This window comes from Pseudomonas sp. FSL R10-2189, from assembly GCF_009600325.1.
Lineage (GTDB): Bacteria > Pseudomonadota > Gammaproteobacteria > Pseudomonadales > Pseudomonadaceae > Aquipseudomonas > Aquipseudomonas helleri.
Genome location: NZ_WIVZ01000010.1, coordinates 66,357 through 87,860 on the forward strand (window position 1 = coordinate 66,357; position 21,504 = coordinate 87,860).

Below are 21,504 nucleotides of genomic sequence, written 5' to 3' on the forward strand. Positions count from 1 at the left end.
TTTTAAAACGGGCATCGACACCTATGGCTTTACTCACGCAAGAGCAAAAACGGCAGGTTGAAGAGGCCGTGACACGCGCTGAACAGCGCACCGACGCCGAAATCGTCACCGTGCTCGCACCGCGCGCCGACGATTACAGCTACATCCCCTTACTCTGGGCCAGCTTGATCGCTCTGGTGGTACCGGCGCTGGTGCATTTTATAGACAGCGACATGACGATCTACACATTGCTCATGCTGCAATGGGCCACTTTTGTCTTTCTCAGTTTGATCTTCCGCATCCCGGTGCTGACCACGTTTATGATCCCGGCGCGGGTTCGCCACTGGCGGGCCAGTAATCTGGCGCGGCGCCAGTTTCTTGAACAAAAACTGCACCACACCCAAGACCGTACCGGTGTGCTGATTTTTGTCAGTGAAGCCGAGCGCTACGTCGAGATCATCGTTGATGAAGGCATTTCCCAGCGCCTGGACAACAGCGATTGGGGCAGCATCGTCAGCGATTTCGTGCGCCGCGTTGCACTCGGCCATACCGCAGAGGGCTTCATCGCCTGTATCGAAGCCAGTGCTGAACTGCTCGAGAAACACGTCCCCAAAACCGGCACACGTAATCAATTGCCGAATCGGTTAGTGGTGCTGTAGTACGCCAGTCAGAACATCGCCGACAATTAATATTAATGGCGGCGATGTTTAACGGGGTACTAATTACCGTTTTGTTAGCAGACGCTGGTAACAATGGCAGGCGACCAACGGCCATTTAATTCGCTCGGAACTGTTATTTGTGACAGTAGTTAGCATCCGAGGCGGCTGCTAGATTGAGCGCTCGCTGTCACTATTAAAGCATGCGGAGCGCAAGTAAAATGAAGAAGCCGAAAGCAAGTAAACACACAGCCGTTAACCTTATTACCAACGGTGATTTTTCTGCGGGTGCTGAGGGGTGGGCCTCGAATACCGGGGGGGAAGTACGGGTAGTGGATGGGCTGCTACTTCTTTCGGCAGCCAACCAACACAGTGCAATGCAAATAGTGAAAGGGCTGTCACCAAGCGAAAATTACAAACTGACATTTTCTTATAGAGTCCGGCGTAAAGGAGTCAACGACGGTTATGTTTTGGTAAATGGGAAACGCATCGATAGCCTGGAAACTGTTTCTGACGGTGAGACGTTCGTCAAAAGTGTCGATCATCAAGTCACCGGAGTGACCAAGGTGGATTTAGTCTTTACCACTTCAGAGCGTGCAGTGACGATCGATAATGTTGTTCTTGAGGCCTTTAATGGTGTCACCCATATAACTGTGTCCGCTGAAACGGTGGAACACGATGGAGAAATTCAATGCACGCTTCATGCATATAAATTATCGGGCGCCCCATTGGTTGATGCACAGGTAAGCTGGGGAGTAGAAAGCCTATCAATATCTACTAAGTCTCCAGTTGAACGCACAGACGCTCATGGCAAGGCAACATGTACTGCAGTCAATAATGCGCGTCCTGGAGAACAAGGCGTGGGCCATGTTACAGCGCAGGTGCTTAGTGGTGCCGATACCGTTAGTGTGAAGACAGTCTTCCTCACGTTTAAGCTTCCAAAAAAATAAGTTTAACTGTCCATATTTGCTGTGCCGTAACAACGTGAAGGCGCCAGTACGGCGCCTTCATTACGTTTACTGGACCGCCAGAAACAGTTTTTCCGCAAGCACCAGGGTGATCTTGCTGCGGTAAATTTGAATCACATCGGTCGTTGACCCTGCCTGCGCATACAAGGCCTGCGCACTCATAAAGCGCTGCGCCTCCGATTTCAAATGCGCGGCGGTAAAGGCTGCTGGGGGAGTATCCGGCGAGCTGTAATGAAAGTGCGCGTACCACAACGCTTTGCCATCGCGACTGCGGACCTCATATTCCTGCACGTAATCCTTTCTTGGCCCGCTCATCGGGCGACGTTTACCCAGCCGCACAATCTCCACCTGGTCTTGGGCTTTGAGGTAGTCAATATTCGCCGCAGTGGGGGGCAAGTCGGTAATCAGGCTGATACGCAAACGTTTACCTTCAGCGCGTAGTCGCACTGAATTGAGCTCTAGTTGAGCAATCAGCCCATTGGCGATCCCCCTTTGGCTGTGCGACAGCGGCTCGACGTCCGGTCCTTCAGCCGACAGCAGGGTTTGCATGTGTTTCGCGGTTTCGTCCAGTGACTGGCTTTTGAATTCGAGTATTTCTTCGATTTCAATCGGGATTTTCGAGGTTTTGGCAAACGCACGGGCCTGTTGAATGCTGGCCTCGACTCGGCCCAGCAATTTGATGGCGTCGGCTTCCAGTCGGGCAAGGGATTTGGCGTGAGAAATCAGGGAGGGGGTGGCAGGCCTGAGGTTTTCGATTTGCTCCCATTCATCGCTCGCCCCGCGCCGGTAAGAACTGACTTTCATCTGGCTGAAGGCATCGACCACATCGACAATTTCGGTTGGATCGTCAGGGCTGGGCTCGCGGACCACCCCCACCAGCACTTGTTTTTCTGTGGTCTTGAAGACTTTTTGCTGAAGGGCGCCGGCTTTTGCCTTGACGGTGGGTAGTGTGATTTTCCAGCTGGGGCCGGGTTGCGGCTCATCAGACTCTGAGCTTGAGCTTGAGCTTTCAGACTCCCATATCACCTTTGACAGTTGCATCTCGGCAAACGTCTTCAGCGGTTTGATTGCTGCCACTAAGGAAGGCAGGTATTCGTTGCGAAAATGTTCCGATTTTAGCGCGATCAGGTTTTCGCAGGTTGCCGTCAAACCTTGGTAGAGGGTGATGGCCGACTCGTAAAACTCGATATGCTCGTCGCTGACCTGCCCCTCCTGAAGGCGCAGCCTTAACTGTGACCAGCCCATATTGACGAAGGCATCGGTGTTCAGGTAGTTGAAGGCGTGCAGTTCTTCGGCGTTGAGGTCGCTGGCGGCGCGGTTCAAGACCAGTTCCAGCAGCGTTTGCATATAAATGACAGACCAGTGACGGTCGAAAAAAAACTTGTCCTCCTCCTGAAACAGGTCTGCCATCCGCCACTTGCGCGGTATGGGATATTTACTGACTTCTTCTATCCCTTCTGATTCCTGAACTGCGATATCAAACGCTTTGCGTTCGAGTATTTCGGCTTTTTTGAGATGTTCGATGATCTCCAGATAAGGCTGCTGATTATTTGTCCCCAATTGCGTAATGGCATCGTCCAGCCGGGTTTTGAACAGTTCACTAAATGCCGTAAGTGGCAGTTCCTTGCGCTGGTCTTCGAGGAAGTTTTGCATCTTGAATAGTTTATGGGTCAGTTCGCCCCACAACGCCTGTATTTTGGTCTCAAAGGAGGGGACGGGGGTGATGTCGTTCATCTTTTGGATAACGTTGATCAGCTCACGGGCGCTGCTACTCCATTGCGTGAACTCTGTTTCATATCGCTCGAAGAAGGTTGCTTCGCGACCGGTGGGCGTTGCCATCAGTTTTTCAGTGAGCGTCAGTACCCGGTCACGGGTCTGTTTTTCAGTCATCAGTCGAGCTTCTTCGGCGATCAATTGCATCAGTGCCTGTTTTTTTTCTTCGCGCATGACAGCAATGCGCTTTTTAGGCCCTCCGCCGCGCAGTTTGAGTCGCAGGTCGAAGTCCCAGTGGCCGGTGTCATCGCTCATCAACCAGGGTCCCAAGCGGGTCGGTTGTTTGGCGTCCTGAATAACTACGCCATCATCCTGACGGCTGACGCGATAGGTTTTTTTATCGATGACGGCGTACGTGTTGTTCTCGAAGTTGATCAGGCCTTTTAGCGGACCGACTTCAATGGCCGTGCCGCTGCTCACCTCGAGATCGCTGATGAAGGTGTCCAGGGCGGCACGTTGACTGGCTGATGGGCGGGGTTGAGCGTTGAACCAGGAGAAGTCCAGTGCCGAATAGGACCTGACGGCCTGGGCATCAGGATCAGGGCCGGTTTTTCGACTCACGGCCTGTTTCGGCGTGTTGGCTGGCGGGGCTTTCAGGACGGATGTGGTGGGCAGTTTCAGAGGCGCTGGCATGGGCAGGTCAGGGGCCGCTTGCAGGCGCGAGCGTGCATTGAGGGCTGCGTGAAAACTCAGCCCTTCGTGCAGTAGCGCCTGGCTCAGATTGAGCAGCAGGCTGATCACGCTTTGTTTGGCCGCCTCGGGGTCGCTTTCGATTCGGGCTTGCAGCGTTTCGTCGATGCTGACCAGGGTCTGGAAAACCCAGGCGGCTTTTTGCAACGGGCCGCTGACAAAAAACGTCAGGCCGTTGAACAGCATCCAGGCGTAGCGCTTGAACAGAATCCAGCGCCGCTCGGAGCTGGACACGGTCTGTTTGTCCGACAGCGTGATCAGGGCCTCGACGTGGCTGTCGAAGGCATAAGCCAGCGGGTCGCCCTGAATTATCAGATCTACCAGTTGGGCAGGGCTTCGTGGCAACAAGGCGAGAAAGCCCTGATTGACCACGCTTTCGAGATGTGGGCGTTCAAAGCCGCCATCGGCGTAGTAACTGCGCACCGAGTCAGATAACCAGGCCAAGGTCAGATCCTGGAGTTCGCCGGGTTGCTGGATGGCCGTCATCAGCGCCTCGCGGCTGGCAAACTCAAGCAGTGAATCGGTGGCGAACGGGCGAAACAGCACTAAAGGCCCGGCGCTCAGATCTCTGGAGCCCAGTACAAACATATTGCTGACCAGGTTGGCAGAGGCGCCGTCGTACAAGGTGAAAGCCAGTTGTCGAATGCAGTCCAGGTTGTTGCGTGGCACGGCATTAGACCCCATCAGACGTGCCACGAGGTGCCAGCCAGCCTCCGTGAACCCGCCAGTGCCGCGAATTTTATGCTCCAGTGCCAGCAGCGGCAGTTGCGCCTTTAACTGAGACTTGAACAGTGTCAGGCGGCGGGTCACTTGCGCCGTATCGTCCACCAGGTTGGCTTTAAGCAGGCTGATGTACAGCGAGCCGATGTCGATTTCTTCCAGCAGATTTTTGATGTAGCTGGCGTTCAGCCAAGTGGGCAAAGGCCGGCCGCTACGTTCTTTGACTTCGATAAACGCCGCCGGTTTACCGCCCACGTAGGTCAGTGCGAACTCGGCCAGCGGCATGACGTCTTCTGTTAGCCAGGCCATTTGCAGGTCCTGGATGGCAATATCGTGGATGTCGATGCTGGCGACGTCTATAGGGTCGTCCGGGTGGTTTTGCTTGAGCCGTGCAGTGAGGGTTTGCACTGCGAAATCCAGCAGCGAGGGAATGTCATCGAGGAAGGTTTTGCCCTCTGCAATCTGTTGTTGCGCCACTTGATCAGCCAGCAGGTGGCTGTAGGCGCGAATGTCTGAGCGCGATGCGGTGGTCAACCATTGGGGGAGAGTGTTGAGCAGTTGCTGAAAATCTGTGGACTCTTGCGGGCTGAACAAATGAAACATGAGCGCCTCTTCATCCAGCGCTTGGGCCAGTCGGGCTGCGCTCCAGCGTTCTGCCCGGGCGGTCTCGCCCAATTGCGTGAGTGTGTGCAGGGTCTTGTCGAGCAGGGTGTGGGCCAACGCCTGAAAAAAATGGCCTTCAGGTTCATACAAGCTCCAGACCACCGGGCTGTCATCTGCCAGGCCCGGTATGCGCCGGGGCAGTGACAGGGCGAAGTCCTGCAGTGAGTCAAACAGTTCAACACCGTCGGCCAGTGACCAGGCCATGACGATCAGGCGCTCACCGATACTGCGGGTAATCAGTGCCAGCCCCGGGATCTGCAAGCGCCGCGGACCTTGGGCATCGGTGGTGTCGATGTTGACCAGATAAGCGTGCAGCGGGGTTTCCATCGTGAGCTTCAATCGCTGCTCTTTGTCCGCGAAGCCTGACAAGGCGCCCAGCCCGGCTGACTGTTCCTGAGTCAATGCGGGCTGGCGATGGGTGTCGTTGTGGGTGGCGCTCAAGCCGACTTGCAGCACCCGGCTCAACCATAGCCAGGGGCTGACACCGGCGGGTGAGGGGGTGCTCCAGAAATGGATCAAGGCTTGGGCGAAAACATCGATCACCTGAGGGGCCCACTCATTGAGCAGCTTCTCAAGGGTTGCCATGCTCACGCTCAAGGGCGCGGGATTTTCGACTTTCTGATCAATGGTGAGGCGGTGTCTGTCCGCTGACAGGTTGAGTGTGCGCTGATCGATAAAACCTTGAATCAGCAGGGTCGATGGCGCGATCAGTCGCCAGGTGCTGGGTGGATCGGGTGCCGGGGCGGGTTGAGCATCGGCCGAGGGCAGTGATTGGCTAATGTGCGCGTGTGACACATCGGCCTTGAGCCCGGGGTATGCCTCCAGCATGGCCTGCTTGAAGGCTTCGGCGACCACGTTTTTAAAGGTTGGGCGCGGTAAAAACTGGTCTTGAGGGAAGCTGCCAAGGGCGACAAAACGCGCCAGGAAATCGGGTGTCGATGAGAGTGTTTTCATGAGGTGCCATTGCGTCAGGGATCAAAAAACAAGGCTTCTGCGCCGGGATTTATCCGGCGAAGATCGAGGCCTTGATTTAACGCAATGGCCGGGGCACAGACGCGGTACATAGCTATGCACGGCCCGGATTGCGAAAAAAAACGTGCCCCTTGATCCCGGTCCGGATTCGTCACTGGCGAGCCAGCAACCTGGCGCTGCTCCAGTTTCTTGAACAGAAACTGCACCAAACCCCAAACCGGTACGCTTAATCATTTGCCGAGTCGGTGAGTGGTGTTGTAGTGGGTTGTAAGCGAATAATTGCAAGTCTGAAGTTTCCTAGGTGGTTCCAGGCTTGCGCGCTAAAACTCATATGGGTTTTCTGGTTTTTATGTAAGTTTATTCTTTGTGTCTTTAGTTTGTGCTGGTTATACGCCTGGCTTTTAGTTAGTGTCATTTTTCTTGTTGTCATTTTTCGAAATGATGGATAGCGTAGGTTGGTAGATTTAATGTGTGCCGGGTTTTGTTGTTGTGGTAGTTCTCGGAGGTTTTAGGTTCTGTCTGTTTAAAGCGTGAGGTTGGGAGATGGAAGTAGAGCTTACATGTAGGGAGAAAGACGTTCTGGGTTTGTTGGTGCAGGGGTATTCAAATAAAAAAATTGCGATGTCCTTATGTATCAGTGATTTTACAGTGAGGGATCATGTTTCATCTCTGCTTCTTAAATATGGGGTGGAGAACCGCATGCGGCTGATGGTGGTCAGTGGGTATTTATCTGTTGGGTGTCTGGGTTTGCAGGACCCCCTACACTCGTAGGGTTGTCGCTGCAGTTGAATGGTTTAAAGTGATTGTGGTATGAGGGTGAAGTGAAAAAGTTTTCTTTTTATATGCCGCCTGTGGCGTATGTTTCGAAGCCTGCTGAACTGATTGTCTTTTTCTTGATGGGTTTGGCATTGGCAGGTGTCGCTATTTTTACGTGGAATGCGATAGTGGATATCCCCCCTGTGCCCAAGCGTTTAGTGTTGCGAAGTGCGCAGGTTACCCAACCTCTCTATATTTCCAGAGGGCAGGTTGATTTGTACTTGCGTGTGAGTTCAGATGATGGAGATTACAAGCACAGGCTGGAAATGGTGCATAAAAATGTAATGCATTCAAATGTTCGCAAGGGTGACAGCATATGGGTAGCCTTAGACGCTGAGAGCAGTAATCCCTTTGTTTGGGGTATCTATGATGATGGGCTTAAATTATTAGTCAGCCGGCAGCAGATTGAATGGGGGCAGCGATATATCAATGGCGGGTATTACTTTATGGCTTTTTGGTTTGGCCTGTGTGTTATAGGTTGTCTGTATTTTTTGGTGCGTGAGGTATGGAATAGATACTTATATAGAGGGGTGGTTAGTGGAGATAGAAAAAGTTGATGATTGTATTTATGTGGTTGATGGATTTTTGACAGAGGCTGAAGAGGTAGAAGTCAATGCACAACTTAAGGGAGCGGTGTGGAGATACAATTGGCCTAACTACGAAGCACTACCGTTTATAAGACCTTGCTGGCATGTGTTTATTGCGGGTAAAGGTCGTCCTCTGGGGCAGTCAAGCCTCGAAGAATTAAATGGCAATCAACCTTGGTGTTTTCTGAACGGCGTTTGGGAGCGATTTCTGAAGCTGCACACATTTAAAACTACCTTGCTAGGTGTGTACGCGAACGGACAAACCTTCGGTCAAGATACGATTATTCATAGAGATAATAAAGTTCATCCAGGGTTAACTGTTATTATTTTTTGCAATGAGTATTGGCCGACATCCTGGGGTGGCGAGTTAGTGTTTTACGATGATGCTAAAGAACATATCGTGAGAGCGGTACTTCCAAAATCGCGGAGGGCAGTAATTTTTGATGGGAGAATTCCCCATGCTGCACGTTCGCCTTCTATCAAATGTGATCAGGTCAGGATGACACTTGCTTTTAAAACAATAATCAAGGAGTAGGATATGGCAGGAAAGGCTGAAGTGATTGTGGGTGTGATCAATGATGGTGTTACAGTTGCTTCTGGAGCAACTGCAATTTCAGATCAGTTCGTAACGAATAATCAAGGGATGGTAATGGTTAGCCAGACAGCGCAAACAGGTGCTGTTATAGCAAGTGTAATGTCTGTGACGAAATTGGCTGGGCCCTATGTGCCCATTATTAGTATGCCCGCCAATATTGTTGCAGGTACAATCACGTTTCTAAAGCTCGGAATAGATGTAAGAGATGGTCGTGAAATTGAAGGGGGGGATGTCTATAGTTTGATAGGTAACGTTGCAGGTATTATTGGAACTGTAGCATTTTTGGCGGGTGCAGGGGGGGTGCTTGTTGGAGGAGCTGCAATAGTGAGCGTTGGTACTGGCTTGCTATCAATACATAAGTCGAATACATTTAATCAGATAGTTACTGCTGCTGAGAACTTTTTCAGTAATAACCCTTCCGATAATTACCTCGACTATATGTGTGCCCCAGACATGAAGATTGTTGATCGAAACACGATCAGGATGGCCTACGCCAATATGATGCTCTCCTGTCATTGGATATCAGATACTGACGAGCTGTTACCCTATCCAGTGGCCGTTTCCGATCTAGGTGCTGGTGCTGGTGCTGGTGGCACTGCGTCCGGAGGCACTCCCGCTCCGTCGGGGCCTGTTATTATTCCGCCTCCTCATGATGTGGCAAATGTGGGGATCAGTATTATTGTTGACGGAAATACATACGATGCGGGGGATCAGTACGGATGTTGCACGGGTACAAGTGACGGTTATATGTAGTGGGTTGTTTAATTGAGCAATGCATAAATTAATATAATTAATACTTTTTGGAGCCTCTGCGAACATCGTACGTGTTAAGCCCGACGCTCCGATACTTTCTGTTTCTTCGACGACCTGCACCATAAATTATCCCGTGCCCTCAAGCGCCAACCCGCCTAAAATAGCGCTATTGTTTTTTTGATCCCCCCCCTCCTGCACCCCTCGAGGCACTTTTTTCAATGTCAGTGACTGCTACCACCGCCCCGTCTGTGCCGGACCATCGTGCGCAATTTTTGAACCTGCTGGAAACCGGCCTGGCGCAAAACTCGTTTATCAAGCTGGTGCTGGCCAAATATGTCGGCCCGGAGGCCGAGTTGCAGCGGGTCATCATCAAGCAAGTCACGGTCAAGGATCAGCCTTGCCTGTCGTTTGTGTACCGCTACAAAACCCGTGACATCACCAAGAACTTTGCCCTCGACGAGGCCGTTGCAACGATTGCCGGGTTGTTGCCAGAAGCGTTCAAAAATGCGCATTTGTTGACGCTGACCGACGAAGTGCAGCTGGAGTACAGCAAAAAAGGCAAAAGCTCGTTGTTTAAAGGCAAAAGCCAGCAAGCGCGGGAAGTGCCGTCGGCTGAGCATAACCGTGAGAAAAATCGCTTTCTGGACCTGACACGGCCTTTTTTGGCGGACCTTGGCGTCACCAACAAGCAGCAAGAGCTGATCCCGGCGATGTCACGCAAGTGGAAGCAGATCAACAAATTTATTGAGGTGTTTTCCCACGCCTTGAGCAGCTCGCCGCTCAAGCTCGATCAGCCGGTCAAAGTGGTGGATTTCGGTTCAGGCAAGGGTTACCTGACGTTTGCCATCCACGACTACCTGCGTCACAGCCTGCAAGCTGAGGGCCTGGTCACCGGGGTTGAATTGCGTGAAGACATGGTCACGTTGTGCAACAACGCTGCCCGGCGTCTGGAGCACCCGGGCCTGAGCTTCCAGCACGGCGACGTGCGCAGTTTTGCACCGACCCCGATCGACGTGATGATCGCGCTGCATGCTTGCGACATTGCCACCGACTATGCCATCCACATGGGGATCCGTTCCGGGGCCGCGATCATCATGTGTTCGCCGTGCTGCCATAAGCAGATCCGCCTGCAAATCCAGAGCCCGGCGCTGCTCAAGCCGATGCTGCAATACGGCTTGCACTTGGGCCAGCAGGCCGAAATGGTCACCGACAGCCTGCGTGCGTTGTTCCTTGAAGCCTGCGGCTATGAAACCAAGGTGTTTGAGTTCATCTCGCTGGAACACACCAACAAAAACAAAATGATCCTCGCGGTCAAACGTGCCGAACCTCAAGACCCGGCGCAGTTGTTGGTGAAAATTCAGGAACTCAAGGCGTTCTACACCATTCAAGAGCACTGCCTTGAAACCTTGCTGCAGGCTGATGGCTTGTTGAAGTAAGCGTGCGCGAAGCGTCTGCTCGGGTACGTAGTAGTTGGCTATTACCCGTGCAGGCGCATAGGGTTTACCTTGGCTACTCTTATTGGCCCAAGGTCTTACCTGTAAGGAGCACGCACCATGGCGGCAAAGAAAATTCTGATTCTGGCTGGCGATTACGTCGAAGACTACGAAGTCATGGTGCCGTTTCAGGCGCTGTTGATGGTCGGTCACCAGGTGCATGCCGTATGCCCCGGTAAAACAGCTGGCCAGACCGTGCGCACCGCAATCCATGATTTCGAGGGTGACCAGACCTACAGCGAAAAGCCAGGTCACCTGTTTGCCCTGAATTTTGATTTCGACAAGGTCAAGGCCAGCGACTATGACGCGCTGGTGATACCGGGCGGCCGTGCGCCGGAGTATCTGCGCTTGAACGAAAAGGTTCTGGAACTGGTGCGCGATTTCGACAAGGCGGGCAAACCGATTGCTGCGGTCTGCCATGGTGCGCAATTGCTCGCTGCCGCAGGCACGCTCAAAGACCGTGAATGCAGCGCCTACCCGGCCTGCGCGCCAGAAGTGCGTCTGGCGGGTGGGACTTACATTGATATCGACGTGACCAAGGCCCATGTGCAGGGCAATCTGGCCACGGCACCGGCCTGGCCAGCGCATCCGACCTGGCTGGCGGCTTTTCTGGGGTTGTTGGGCACCCGGATCACTTTGTAAGAAGAGGGCGTGACCATGTGTGAGCTCTATGTAAAAGCCGACCCGATCTTGTATGAATCGCGCTCGCGCTCATTGCGTATCTGTGGCGTGGTCACCACCTTGCGCCTGGAAAACCAGTTTTGGGACATCCTCACCGAAATCGCAGAAGCGGATGGCCTGACCACCAACCAATTGGTGGCCAAGCTGTATGAAGAAGTGATGGATTATCGCGGCGAAGTGGTCAATTTCGCCTCGTTCTTGCGGGTCAGTTGCACACGTTATTTGAGCCAGCGCCGGGTGCAAGCCCCGGAATTGACGGTGGTGCCGCGCAGCAGCGGGCATGCGTAGAGCACCGGTTTACGACTGCTGCGCAGCCGTGCTACGGGCGTTGGGGTGTGCACGCAATTGTAGGAGCGAGCTTGCTCGCGATCTTTTGATCTTGTGCGCAGCCGGACGTAGCCTCGCAGGCTCGTCAACGACTACAGGTTGGGGTACATCGACGGGGCTGTAGGAGCGAGCTTGCCTCGCGATCTTTTAACGATCAAAAGATCGCGAGGTCTGGATGGCTCAGAAGAACCGCGTGATGCTGATTTTGGCGTTGCGGCCCTGGCTGTAGGCGTTGGCGCCGCTGAGCATCGGGCGATAGCTTTTGTTGAACATGTTGTCCAGGGTGAAGTTGACTTCGGTGCCTTTGAGGTACGGTTGCTGGGGTTTCCACTCAGCGAACAGGCCCTGCACGTTGTAGTCGTCGTTGGCGTATTGGTTGTAGTAGCTGTCCCCCAGAGCGGTCAGCGGGCCAGGGCCGTATTTGTCGCTTGGCAGGCGGTCGGTCTTGCGCACGAACTCACCTTTCCAGCCCACGCGAGCATCGAGGCTCGGGATTTTGGTGCCCAGCACCGCAATCCATTTAGGTGCCGGAATGTCCCGCGCCCACACATCAGGCCCCCACGGGTTGGTGTAAGCACCTTCGTGTTTGCCGGTCATCCAGGCGTATGACAGCGATCCAAAAACGTAGGTCGAGTCGTAAAAGCTCTCAATTTCAAAGCCCTTGATGGTCACGCTGCCGATGTTGCGGTAGTTGGACATGGGCAGCATGCCTGCACATTCCTTGGACATGCCGCCTGCGGTGGTTTGCTGGGCACAGCCGACGCCGGTGGCCTTGAAGATCTCGTTGTCGATTTTGTTGCGAAACAACGTGGTGCGGATCAGCGCATGGTCGCTGTCGCTAAAAATATGATCGAAGTTGGTGATATTGCCTGCACGCCAGCCGGTGATGCGCTCAGGGTCGAGGTCCAGGCTGGTGGTGGTGCGGTTGCCCGTGCCTTGAACTTCATACTGTTCATCAATCACCGGTGCTCGCCAGGTCTTGCTGTAGTCGACAAACAAGGCGGTATTGGGGGTGACTTTCCAGAAGGCTGACAGCCGCGGGGACCAACCGGTGTAGGTCTGGTTGCTGTAGTCGTGGCCCAAATCGGCCTGGTTATACAGGGGCGCGTCGTTTTCCTGGCCACGGTTGCGTACATGGTCGTAACGCAGCGATGGTGTCAGGGTGAAATCGCCCCAGGTAATGGCGTCCTGAACATAAAAACTGTTGGTGTCGACTTTGCCCTTGGGCATAAAGCCTGGCTGGTAGTGGCCGTAGTTGTATTTCTCGGACTCGTAAATCCCGCCGGGCATCCACATGTCGACGTCGCGCGTGTGCTTGCGCACTTGCACGCCAGTGGTCACCGCATGGTTCAGCGGGCCGGTGGGGATCAGGCTGACGTTTTCGATCTGGAGCATGTTGTCGGTGTAGGCGGTGTCCATCTTGCGACCGCCGCTGGCGGGCTGGAAGAAAGCGTTTTCGCCGCGCTTGTCGGTCTGCTCGGTTTTGGAGTGCGAGAGCTTCACTTCCAGATCAATCAGCGGATTGTTGACGGGCTGGTACTTGTATTGGCTCGTCCAGGTGTTGTCGATGGTCGAACGGTTGGACAAAAACCTGCGGGTGGCGCCGTCATAGCCGTATTTGTCGATGTTGGCCTGGCTGGGCGGGGTCGGGTAGCTGATCGCCGAGAAGGGCACCCACAGCGCATTGTTCACATGGGAGTAGGTCATTCCCAGGCTGTGTTCTTCGTTGAAGTGCAGGTTGACCTTGAGCAGTTGCGCGTCCAGGTCCTGGGCGGTATTGGGCAGGCGTTTGGGGTTGACCGGGTAGTTGTTGTTCGGGTCGGGCATGTGGCCTGCCAGCTTCATGTCGTCGCCGTCGCGCTTGGTGTAATACACCAGCGCATCGGCGCGGCCATCGTCGGTGCGCCCGTACACGGCGCCGCTGTACACCTGTTGGTGGTCGTTGCTGCTGTAGCCGTACTTGAGCATGCCACCAGTATTTTTGCCGTCTTCGAGCAGGTCCGGGGCATCTTTGGTGATCATGCGCACCGCACCGGCAAAGCCGCCGTTGCCGGTGCGTACGTCGTGGGGGCCTTTTTCGACTTCGAGGCGCTTGATCAGCTCGGGCTCGACAAAAATCGTGCCTTGCATGTAGCGCTCAAAGCCGCTTTTGGTCGCACCGTCGACGGTCAATTGCACGTCTTCGGCTTCGCCCAGGCCCCAGATATTGATGGTCTGGCCGCCAGGTTTGAGCGAGCCGCCGAGGTAGATGCCGGGCAACGTGGACAGCAGGCTCGGGATGTTATTGGCCTGGTAGCGGTTGATTTCGGTCTGGGTCATGGTCGACTTGCCGACGTTGCTGGAGTCGACCTCGTTACCGCTGCCCACCACGCTGAGCGCGCCGAGTTCGAGGCTGTTGCTGGTGGTGGTGCCTTGCTCTTTGGGCTGCACCACGTAGGTTTTGTCCACCAGGATCAGGTTGAAATCGGTGTCTTTGAGCAGTCGCTGGATGGCGTCTTGCGGGCTGTAGTCGCCGCTCAGTGCCGGGGCTTTGATGTTGCGCAGCAGCGCTTCGTCGAACAGTAAGGCGATGTTCGCTTGTTGCGCGATGTCACTCAACGAACTGGCCAGCGATTGCGCAGGCAGTTGCAGTTGGATCGAGTCGGCTTGGGCATACAGGCTGAACGTCATGCACGCGGCGAGCAAGGTCGGGCGGGTGCACAAATACGAGAAGTGATGTGGTGCGCGAAACATGAAATCCCCCAGAGCGGCAACAAAGGCCAAAAAAGGCGTGCGTTAGCAACGCAGACCGGAGGAAGACGCGGCAGGCATGAAAAACCACATATGCGAATGCAAAATATTCGCAGTTATTTTTTTAGCGCGGTTCGATGCTGATTTTTCCGCTGTCCAGCAGCACGGTTTTCACCGGGATCAGGGCGGGCAGGGCTTTGACCAGCGCCAGTGGGTCGGCGGTATTGAGGTTGCCCGAGACCTTGTAATGTTCGAGTGGCCCGCTCGCCAATTCAATGACCCCGGGGCGATACAGATCCAGTTCATCCACCAGGCTGGCCAGCTCGCGATTGCGAAAGGACAAGTGGCCACTGCGCCAATTGCCCACGTCATTGGCATTCAACGTGTGCGTTTGCAGGGTGCCTTTGGCGTAGTCGTAGGTGGCTTGTTGTTGGGCGCCGAGCAAGGTCGAGGTCTTGGCATCGGGCATAAACGCCACCTGGCCATGGGCGACGCTGACTTCCAGTTGGCGCTGGCTGCGACGGACATCAAAGCCGGTGCCCACCACTTTGATCTGCGCGTCACCGGCATGCACCACCAGCGGATGTTCTTTGTTAGGCGCAACGTCGATGTAGAGCTGGCCTTGCTCCAGGTAAATGTTGCGCACCTGAGCGGTGAAATCGATTCGCAGTTGGGTATTGGCGTTGACGTTCAGCGTGCTGCCGTCGGGCAGCAGCAGGGTTTTTGCCCCTTCGCGGTACGTGGCCACTTGTTGTTGATAAAGCGCAACCGGCGCACCGAGATTGAGGGCGAAGAGGGCGCATAAAATCGCGGCCGCCGTGGCCATGGCGAAGCCGTAACCGGTGCGTGAAGGTTTTTTGACGGGCAACGGCACGGGCTTGTTCAGGTGTTCAAGTTCACCCAGGTCGGCCCACAAGGCTTCGAATTCAGCGTAGGCCCGGGCATGCGCCGGGACCGCGTGCCAGGTGCTGAACGCCGGGTCTACGGGGGCGTTGTGCGCGTCACGGTTACGGGTAAACCACAGGGCGGCTTGCGCGTCGATGCTGTCGGTGTCGCTCGTGTGAAAAGGGCTCATTTTGGCTGTTCCTTGCCGCTATCCCGGTGTAAATGCTGCTTGCAGTGCAACAAGGCAAAGGCAATGTGTTTTTCCACCATGCTGACGGAGATCCCCATGCGTTCGGCTATCTGTGCTTGGCTCAAGCCTTCAAAGCGGTGCAGCATAAGGGCTTCGCGGCGTCTGGGCGAGAGTTCGGCGAGTACGCTTTTGAGTTGCTCAAGGCGTTGCAGGCGCTGGGCAGCGGCCATGGGCTCATCCCTCTCGTCGCTTAAAGGCTCGGTTACTGGTTGCAGGTGCTCGCTGTGTGCCTCATGGCGTACCTGCTGCCGACGCCAGTGATCGCGCAGCAGGTTGCGCGCCACCTGGAACAGAAACGCCCGCGGTTGCTCGACCTTGGCCCGGTCCTGATAACCCAGCCATTGCGTGAACACATCTTGAGTCATGTCAGCGGCATCGCTGGCGTTGTCGGTACGCTTGCGCAGGAAGTGCAGAATTTGCGTATAGAACTCGCGAAAGGATTCGGCCGCCAGCGGGTCGGGTTTGAGGCGAGACATATACATCCCTGTAGGAAAACGATGCAGTAAGTCGCGAATGGTATCGAGAATTATTGCTATTTGTCTCGATTTTTTAAATACCGCACACTCTGTAGCCGCTGCCGCAGGCTGCGATAAGGGCAGAAGGACCTTCGTGGTGGGTGAAAAAACAGGGCCGCTGCGCAGCCCATCGCAGCCTGCGGCAGCGGCTACAGGGAACTCAGTGTTCCACCGGGACTGAATGTTTGCTGGAGCCGAGCGGGTGAGTTTTTGAATTGTAGAAGCGCAATGTCAGCTTTTTGTCGGCAAATAGCGCCGCGTAGTGGTTTTTCTGGAAGCGGATAAACGCTTCGCTGCGCGGGTAAATCGAGATGCACAGGGTTTTCAGCGGCGCCTGGCGCAGGGCGTTGATCAGGTGCTGGTCTTGCTCGCTCAAGCTGTGGCCAAAGAGGCAGAGCGCGTCTTTGTGGGCCATCAGTTGTTCGTGGCAAAAGCTCAGGTAGTCGCAGTAGCGAATGGATTTGCGCTTGTCATCACTGCTGCCTTCGCTGACAAACAGCGGCACATCATCCAGGGCGCTGATCGAATGGTTGACCGCAAAGCTGCTGAGCAAGGTGGCTTCGTCTGTGTTGAGTTTGCGTGCCTTGCCTTCCTGGTTCTTTACCAGGTGCATGGCACCGTGCAGGTAAAGCACCCGCGTGGCTTTGCCTTTGCCCAGGGCGTTGCCCAACTCAAAGGTGGCGCTTGGGTTGTCAAACAGGTCATTGAACTGCTTGGGCGCCTGCATCACCGCCCACGGGGTGAGCAGGTCGTAGTTGGAGCAGTACACGGTGGCGTAGCGGGCCAGTTCCTGCTGCCAGCAGCGTAAGGTGTCGGCCTGCATCAAACGCCACGGGATGTGTATGTCCTGGGTGCAGTTGATCAGGGCTTCTTTGATAGCGTAATAGCGTTTGCGCGGCGAGGCCGAGTTGATCGCCAGCGCTTTGTTGACCTTGCTCGCGGTTTTCAGGGCGCTGAGCACGTGCTCGAAGTTGCGCGTGCCCAAGGCCTCGAACACGCCGAGTTCGGTCTGGCACAGGGGCTTTTCGCTGACGCTTTTGGCTTTCTCAAACAATGAGTCGTAATAAAAGTCATGCCACACGGCCATGCTCGCGCCGTTACCCAGCAGCAACCCGCTGCAAGGCTGGCTGGCGCTGAGCGTGTTCCAGTCTTCTAGTTCGGCATCAAATTCCTGGAAGGGGGTCATGTCTGTTTGTGTCTCGATACTGGGGCGGTGCGGGACTTTATCACGCTCAACCGTTGAGCCAAGTCAACATCTGCGCCATTTGATTGGAGGAAGCTACCCTCACCGACACAACAAGCGTTGCGGGCAGTGCCCGCGCTGAGGACTCTCGATGACCAGCACCTTTTTCATCCCTGCGGTAAACATCATGGGCAACGGCTGTCTGGACGAAGCCATGGCCGCGATTCGCAATTATGGTTTTCGCAAGGCGTTGATTGTTACGGACGCGGGGTTGGCCAAGGCCGGGGTGGCGACGTTGATTGCTGAAAAGCTGGCGTTGCAGGACGTGCAATCGGTGATTTTTGACGGGGCCAAGCCCAACCCGAGCATTGCTAACGTCGAAGCCGGTTTGAAAGTCCTCAAGGAGCACGCGTGTGATTTCGTGGTGTCACTGGGCGGCGGCTCGCCCCATGACTGCGCCAAGGGCATTGCCCTGTGTGCCACTAACGGTGGGCATATCCGTGATTATGAAGGCGTCGATCGGTCGGCCAAGCCGCAATTGCCGCTGGTGTCGATCAACACCACGGCCGGCACGGCCAGTGAGATGACGCGTTTCTGCATCATTACCGATGAAGAGCGCCACGTAAAAATGGCCATCGTGGACCGTAACGTGACCCCGCTGTTGTCGGTCAATGACCCTGAATTGATGGTGGCGATGCCTAAAGGCCTGACCGCCGCTACTGGCATGGACGCCTTGACCCACGCCATTGAAGCCTATGTGTCGACGGCGGCCACGCCGATCACCGATGCCTGTGCGATCAAGGCCATGGAGTTGATCAGCCACAATCTGCGTCAGTCGGTACGTGACGGCAAAGACCTGGTAGCGCGTGAAAACATGGCGTATGCGCAGTTCCTGGCGGGCATGGCGTTCAACAACGCGTCGCTGGGTTTTGTGCATGCCATGGCGCACCAGTTGGGCGGTTACTACGACCTGCCGCACGGTGTGTGCAACGCGGTGTTGCTGCCTCACGTGCAAACCTTTAACGCCAATGTTTGTGCGCAGCGCCTGACGGACGTGGCCCACGCGCTGGGCGCCGACGTGCGCGGCCTGAGCCCGGAAGAGGGCGCACAGGCGGCCATTGCGGCAATTCGTACTTTGGCCAAGGACGTAGAAATCCCGGCGGGCCTTCGTGATCTGGGCGCCAAACTGGATGACATCCCGGTCCTGGCCACCAATGCGCTTAAAGATGCGTGCGGCTTCACTAACCCGCGCAAGGCTGATCAGGCGCAGATTGAAGAGATCTTCCGTAACGCGTTTTAAGCGCAGGGCGGGTTTGGACTGTTGAAAACCTGTGGGAGCGGGCTTGCTCGCGAAGGCGTCGCCGCAGTTCATCAGGCAAACCGTATCGCTTGAATCGCGAGCAAGCCCGCTCCCACAAGGAGGCGCGCATAAAAAAACGGCCGGGTTATTCACCCGGCCGTTTTTGTGTCTAGCGTGGACGTGCTTATTGCACTTCTACGGCCAGGCTGTCGTGGATCTTTTGTTGCCAGATCGCCGGGCCGGTGATGTGCACCGACTCGCCTTTGCTGTCGACTGCCACGGTCACTGGCATGTCTTTAACGTCGAACTCGTAGATCGCTTCCATGCCCAGTTCGGCAAATGCCACCACGCGCGATTTTTTGATCGCCTGGGCAACCAGGTAGGCTGCACCGCCCACGGCCATCAGGTACACGGCTTTGTGTTCCTTGATCGCTTCGATGGCAGTCGGGCCGCGCTCGGATTTACCGATCATGCCCAGCAGGCCGCTTTGATCGAGGATCTGGCGGGTGAATTTGTCCATCCGCGTAGCGGTGGTCGGGCCTGCCGGGCCCACTACTTCGTCGCCTACCGGATCAACCGGGCCAACGTAGTAGATGAAGCGGCCTTTGAGGTCGACCGGCAAGGTTTCGCCCTTGTTGAGCATTTCGACCATGCGCTTGTGCGCCGCGTCGCGACCGGTGAGCATTTTGCCGTTGAGCAATACGGTCTCACCCGGCTTCCAGCTTTGTACGTCTTCCGGGGTCAGGGTGTCGAGGTTGACACGGCGCGCCGACGGGCCAGCTTCCCAGACGATTTCCGGGTAGGCGTCGAGCGGTGGCGCTTCGAGTTCGGCAGGGCCGGAACCGTCGAGCACGAAGTGTGCGTGGCGGGTGGCCGCGCAGTTCGGGATCATGCACACCGGCAGGGAAGCGGCATGGGTCGGGTAGTCCATGATTTTAACGTCGAGCACGGTGGTCAGACCGCCCAGGCCCTGGGCGCCGATGCCCAGTTGGTTGACCTTCTCGAACAGCTCGATACGCATCTCTTCGATACGGTTGCTCGGGCCGCGCTTGATCAGGTCGTGAATGTCGATGGACTCCATCAACACTTCCTTGGCCATCACTGCCGCCTTTTCAGCCGTGCCGCCGATGCCGATGCCGAGCATGCCCGGTGGGCACCAGCCCGCGCCCATGGTCGGAACGGTCTTGAGCACCCAGTCAACGATCGAGTCGGACGGGTTGAGCATGGCCATTTTCGACTTGTTCTCGGAACCGCCGCCCTTGGCCGCCACGTCCACTTCCACGGTGTTGCCCGGGACGATGGAGTAGTGGATGACTGCCGGGGTGTTGTCCTTGGTGTTGCGGCGAGCACCGGCCGGGTCGGCCAGGATGGAGGCACGCAGGACGTTTTCTGGCAGGTTGTAAGCGCGACGCACGCCTTCGTTGATCATGTCGTCCAGGCTCATGGTGGCGCCGGTCCAGCGCACATCCATGCCTACACGCACGAACACGGTGACGATGCCGGTGTCCTGGCAAATCGGGCGGTGGCCGGTGGCACACATGCGCGAGTTGATCAGGATTTGCGCCATCGAGTCACGGGCCGCTGGCGATTCTTCGCGCAGGTAGGCTTCGTGCATGGACTGAATGAAGTCAACGGGGTGGTAGTAAGAAATGAATTGCAGGGCGTCAGCAACGCTCTGGATCAGATCGTCTTGCTTGATCACGGTCATGGGTCGCGCTCCTCTATAAGACGGGAACATTCAATCAATAAGGTGTTTGCGACCTGGGTGTTTCGGTCTGTCGTAAACAACTTGAGAGATGTACCGGGCACGCATGACCGGTACAAAAAAGGCGCGGCAGTATAACCCGCCCCTGTCTTTGTTACACCTGAGCAGGCAAAACTTGTAGCCGCTGCCGAAGGCTGCGATAAGGGCCGCAGGACCTTCGCTTTTCGGGGGCTGGGCGCACTGAGGTGGGTCAAGCGACTCGCCCGGCCCTAGCGTCTATAAGACTAATTACCCACAGGAGGCCAGAAGTGCCCGAGTTACACGTCGCTGACAAACACTGGTCAGTTGCTGATGGCTGCAATTTGCTGGATGCCTTGAATCAGGCGGGCGTGTCTGTGCCTTACAGTTGCCGGGCGGGCAGTTGCCATGCCTGTCTGGTGCGTTGTGTGCAGGGTGAGCCCCTTGACCTCAAGCCCGAGGCGCTGAGCCGTGCCCAGCGTGAGCAAGGCTGGCGCCTGGCGTGCCAGTGCCAGGTGAGCGCTGACCTGCATATAGAAGCCTTCGACCCGCAACGCGACGGCCTGCCCGCCGAGGTGGCGGCAGTCGACTGGCTCAGCACCACGGTGTTGCGCCTGCGCTTGGTGGCGCAGCGCCCTGTGCGCTATCGAGCGGGGCAGCATGTGGTGCTGTGGACGTCCGGCGGCATCGCCCGGCCTTATTCGTTGGCCAGCCTGCCTGATGAAGACCGCTTTCTGGAGTTCCATGTCGATTGCGCGCACCCCGGCGAATTTGCCGACGCGGCCCGCCAGTTCAAGGTGAGTGACCCTGTGCGTTTGGGCGAATTGCGGGGCGGGGCGTTGCGTTACGACCCGGACTGGCAAGAGCAACCGCTGTGGCTAATGGCGGCGGGTACCGGGCTGGCGCCTCTGTTTGGCGTGCTGCGCGAGGCGCTGCGCCAGGATCATCAAGGGCCGATCCGGCTGGTGCACGTGGCCCGCGATGACAGCGAGTTTTATCTCAGGGCGCAGTTGCAAGCATTGGCGGCGGAACATGCCAACCTGACGCTTGAGTGGGTGCTGCGCAGCGAGTTGGCAGACTATCTGTTGCAATTGCGTGTGGTAGCGCGGCAGACCCACGCCTTGGTCTGCGGCCATCCGGACACGGTTGAAGCGTTTGCCAAACGGCTGTTTTTGGCCGGGCTTTCGCGCAATCAACTGTTGGCCGATGCCTTTTTGACCCGCAGCTGACGTAGGCGCTGTCGAG

General features: G+C 56.0%; 18 protein-coding genes. 11 read left to right on the forward strand and 7 right to left on the reverse strand.

What is annotated here, in order from left to right; all coding sequences use genetic code 11:
* The first annotated feature begins 23 nt into the window (after nt 1-23).
* Both GHO32_RS10205 and GHO32_RS10210 read left to right on the forward strand, forming a co-directional pair.
* Nucleotides 24-638, forward strand: coding sequence for a TPM domain-containing protein (locus GHO32_RS10205; protein WP_153337021.1), 615 nt, complete (start codon nt 24-26; stop codon nt 636-638).
* Nucleotides 639-856: 218 nt separating this feature from the next.
* Nucleotides 857-1,585: a hypothetical protein gene (locus tag GHO32_RS10210; protein ID WP_153338292.1), complete on the forward strand. Its 729-nt coding sequence runs from the start codon at nt 857-859 to the stop codon at nt 1,583-1,585.
* Between the two features lie 2 nt (nt 1,586-1,587).
* On the opposite strand, the gene GHO32_RS27180 is transcribed toward GHO32_RS10210, so the two are convergent.
* Both GHO32_RS27180 and GHO32_RS10220 read right to left on the reverse strand, forming a co-directional pair.
* Nucleotides 1,588-1,683 carry a DUF1589 domain-containing protein gene (locus tag GHO32_RS27180; RefSeq protein ID WP_153336313.1) on the reverse strand — a complete coding sequence of 32 codons (96 nt, stop codon included), beginning with the start codon at nt 1,681-1,683 and terminating at the stop codon, nt 1,588-1,590.
* Entirely contained in the window at nt 1,652-6,403 is a 4,752-nt protein-coding gene (locus GHO32_RS10220; RefSeq protein ID WP_153336314.1) for a dermonecrotic toxin domain-containing protein, read from the reverse strand. Before GHO32_RS10220 ends, GHO32_RS27180 begins: the two co-directional genes overlap by 32 nt.
* A gap of 561 nt (nt 6,404-6,964) precedes the next feature.
* Here GHO32_RS10220 and GHO32_RS10225 point away from each other — a divergent pair.
* The 7 genes from GHO32_RS10225 (at nt 6,965) to GHO32_RS10255 (ending at nt 11,634) form a co-directional block, all read left to right on the forward strand.
* Nucleotides 6,965-7,192: a LuxR C-terminal-related transcriptional regulator gene (locus GHO32_RS10225; RefSeq protein ID WP_082158194.1), complete on the forward strand. Its 228-nt coding sequence runs from the start codon at nt 6,965-6,967 to the stop codon at nt 7,190-7,192.
* 50 nt (nt 7,193-7,242) lie between these two features.
* The gene (locus GHO32_RS10230; protein WP_048391811.1) at nt 7,243-7,794 is read left to right on the forward strand and encodes a hypothetical protein; all 552 of its coding nucleotides are present in this window, start codon (nt 7,243-7,245) and stop codon (nt 7,792-7,794) included.
* Nucleotides 7,775-8,359 (forward strand): 2OG-Fe(II) oxygenase, encoded by a 585-nt coding sequence (locus GHO32_RS10235; protein WP_323370175.1) that lies wholly within the window; start codon nt 7,775-7,777, stop codon nt 8,357-8,359. The genes GHO32_RS10230 and GHO32_RS10235 overlap by 20 nt, the downstream gene beginning before the upstream one ends.
* A gap of 3 nt (nt 8,360-8,362) precedes the next feature.
* A complete protein-coding gene (locus GHO32_RS10240; RefSeq protein ID WP_153336315.1) occupies nt 8,363-9,172 on the forward strand; it encodes a hypothetical protein in 810 nt (269 codons plus the stop codon).
* A 218-nt stretch (nt 9,173-9,390) separates the two neighbouring features.
* Nucleotides 9,391-10,608, forward strand: a complete 1,218-nt coding sequence (locus GHO32_RS10245; protein ID WP_153336316.1) for an SAM-dependent methyltransferase — start codon at nt 9,391-9,393, stop codon at nt 10,606-10,608.
* Between the two features lie 117 nt (nt 10,609-10,725).
* A complete protein-coding gene (locus GHO32_RS10250) occupies nt 10,726-11,307 on the forward strand; it encodes a DJ-1/PfpI family protein (protein ID WP_048370625.1) in 582 nt (193 codons plus the stop codon).
* A gap of 15 nt (nt 11,308-11,322) precedes the next feature.
* Nucleotides 11,323-11,634: a ribbon-helix-helix domain-containing protein gene (locus tag GHO32_RS10255; protein WP_048370622.1), complete on the forward strand. Its 312-nt coding sequence runs from the start codon at nt 11,323-11,325 to the stop codon at nt 11,632-11,634.
* A 219-nt stretch (nt 11,635-11,853) separates the two neighbouring features.
* Here the strand turns inward: GHO32_RS10255 and GHO32_RS10260 are convergent, their stop codons facing one another.
* The 4 genes from GHO32_RS10260 to GHO32_RS10275 form a co-directional block, all read right to left on the reverse strand.
* Entirely contained in the window at nt 11,854-14,406 is a 2,553-nt protein-coding gene (locus GHO32_RS10260) for a TonB-dependent receptor (protein ID WP_153336317.1), read from the reverse strand.
* A gap of 121 nt (nt 14,407-14,527) precedes the next feature.
* Nucleotides 14,528-15,478 (reverse strand): FecR domain-containing protein, encoded by a 951-nt coding sequence (locus GHO32_RS10265; RefSeq protein WP_153336318.1) that lies wholly within the window; start codon nt 15,476-15,478, stop codon nt 14,528-14,530.
* The gene (locus GHO32_RS10270; protein WP_153336319.1) at nt 15,475-16,014 is read right to left on the reverse strand and encodes an RNA polymerase sigma factor; all 540 of its coding nucleotides are present in this window, start codon (nt 16,012-16,014) and stop codon (nt 15,475-15,477) included. The genes GHO32_RS10265 and GHO32_RS10270 overlap by 4 nt, the downstream gene beginning before the upstream one ends.
* Nucleotides 16,015-16,213: 199 nt before the next feature.
* Nucleotides 16,214-17,239: a DUF4917 family protein gene (locus GHO32_RS10275; protein WP_153336320.1), complete on the reverse strand. Its 1,026-nt coding sequence runs from the start codon at nt 17,237-17,239 to the stop codon at nt 16,214-16,216.
* A gap of 148 nt (nt 17,240-17,387) precedes the next feature.
* On the opposite strand from GHO32_RS10275, the gene yiaY reads away from it, so the two are divergent.
* On the forward strand, nt 17,388-18,536 hold the full coding sequence (yiaY, locus tag GHO32_RS10280) for an L-threonine dehydrogenase (protein ID WP_153336321.1): 1,149 nt from the start codon (nt 17,388-17,390) through the stop codon (nt 18,534-18,536).
* 184 nt (nt 18,537-18,720) lie between these two features.
* On the opposite strand, the gene GHO32_RS10285 is transcribed toward yiaY, so the two are convergent.
* Complete coding sequence (locus GHO32_RS10285; RefSeq protein WP_153336322.1) at nt 18,721-20,244, reverse strand: fumarate hydratase; 1,524 nt, start codon at nt 20,242-20,244, stop codon at nt 18,721-18,723.
* 305 nt (nt 20,245-20,549) lie between these two features.
* On the opposite strand from GHO32_RS10285, the gene GHO32_RS10290 reads away from it, so the two are divergent.
* Nucleotides 20,550-21,488, forward strand: a complete 939-nt coding sequence (locus GHO32_RS10290; protein ID WP_368668477.1) for an iron-sulfur-binding ferredoxin reductase — start codon at nt 20,550-20,552, stop codon at nt 21,486-21,488.
* Nucleotides 21,489-21,504 lie beyond the last annotated feature (16 nt).